This is a genomic window from Ochrovirga pacifica, from assembly GCF_000220525.1.
GTDB classification, from domain to species: domain Bacteria; phylum Bacteroidota; class Bacteroidia; order Flavobacteriales; family Flavobacteriaceae; genus Ochrovirga; species Ochrovirga pacifica.
The window spans coordinates 1-1,361 of sequence record NZ_AFPK01000023.1; the positions used below are offsets into that span (position 1 = coordinate 1).

At 32.8% G+C, this 1,361-nt stretch carries 1 protein-coding gene; it reads right to left on the reverse strand.

Annotated elements, in window-relative coordinates:
• Positions 1-113: 113 nt before the first annotated feature.
• Positions 114-1,340: a hypothetical protein gene (locus FS85_RS16710; RefSeq protein ID WP_010134599.1), complete on the reverse strand. Its 1,227-nt coding sequence runs from the start codon at positions 1,338-1,340 to the stop codon at positions 114-116.
• Positions 1,341-1,361 lie beyond the last annotated feature (21 nt).

A 1,361-nucleotide genomic window follows, 5' to 3' on the forward strand; every position in this document is an offset into this window, starting at 1 on the left:
CGGCTATGCGTAGTTGCGTGGGCTGGCACTTAACTTTGCAAGTACACACCAAACTGAAAATCCGCGAGGATTTTCAGAAGTAGGCGAGAACAAGCAATTACTTATAGCCATTGTTATGCATTGTTATTTTCAACTAAAATATCTAATTCTTCAAGTATTTGTAATGGCGTTCTTTTTATGTTTAAAGGTGTTAGTTCAACTGATAATAGCTTGTCGATTGGATTAGGAAAACAATCTGCATAGACTTTTACATTCAATTCAATAGTTTGTTTTTTGCTACCGCCAATGAACAAAGGATGAGTAATATTTACATTTCTTTGAGGTTGAAGGGCTTCATAGCTAATTTGTAAAATATATTCATCATCTGATTCAGCTACTTGTGCTGTACTTTTTCCAATGAGCCCATCAAAGGAATCTGACAAACTAATTGAGAAGCTACTGTCCTCTGCCTTTGGTTTTTTAGCTTTTTCTCGAGTAATTATAAAATCTTCTGTTTTTTTACATCTTATATCAATAAAAATGTCTCTAATTGATATAGAGGAAGGATTGCTTAAATTGAAATTTAGGGGAATTAAAGCCCAATCTTCTTTTATGTATTCTATATAGTCTCTATAAAAATTGGTATTATGTCGAATGAATAGTTTCCCTTTCTTTTCATCTATTTCATAATCAGGAAGATTTTTTATATCTGACTGTTTAAATTTTAGGATTCTAGGTTTCGCTTTTAAACTACTACCAGTGTTTTCCTTACTTACTGGGTCTATGAATTCAAAATTTAACTTTGGAATATTTATTTGGTCAAGTTCATTTCCATCGTCTTTTGAATCTTGAGCTATTAAAGTTCTAATTTTTATTTCAAGTTGTTTAGCAAACATATCTCTGAAATCTACAATATTCGAGTAGTTTTCTACAAGTCCGTTGGGATAAGTTAGCTTTTTAAAATCTTTAAGTTTTTTGTATTGGTCCAAGTCAACTTCATCAAGTTCGACCTTTGCCTTAGAAAAATATAACATTACCAACTTATTGGCTTTCCCTAGTCGTTCAATCTCTTCAATTGTACCACTGTCAAAACCACCGGTTGGTGTACCAATTCTTGTCCAAAAAACACCGACTGCCATATCTGCTTGGTCAACTATCTCTGTGTTTATTAACTCTTGTGGTCTTTTACCTAATTGTGGTGCAGAATGAGTTTCCCACCTTAGAGGTAGAAGAACTACCTTTCTTTCAAATGAGTGCAGGTCATTCCATTCTCTTATCACTCTTGCAATTACTTCTCGTTCTTCTGAAACGTCTGAAGGTGATGCTATAAAAATTCTAAAAACTCTTGAATTAAATGCCATATTTTGTTTTTAATAATGCAT

What these genes read in the sequence shown, in the direction of transcription:
- FS85_RS16710 (WP_010134599.1), bottom strand. Translation starts at nt 1,340, where the DNA reads ATGGCATTTAATTCAAGAGTTTTTAGAATTTTTATAGCATCACCTTCA.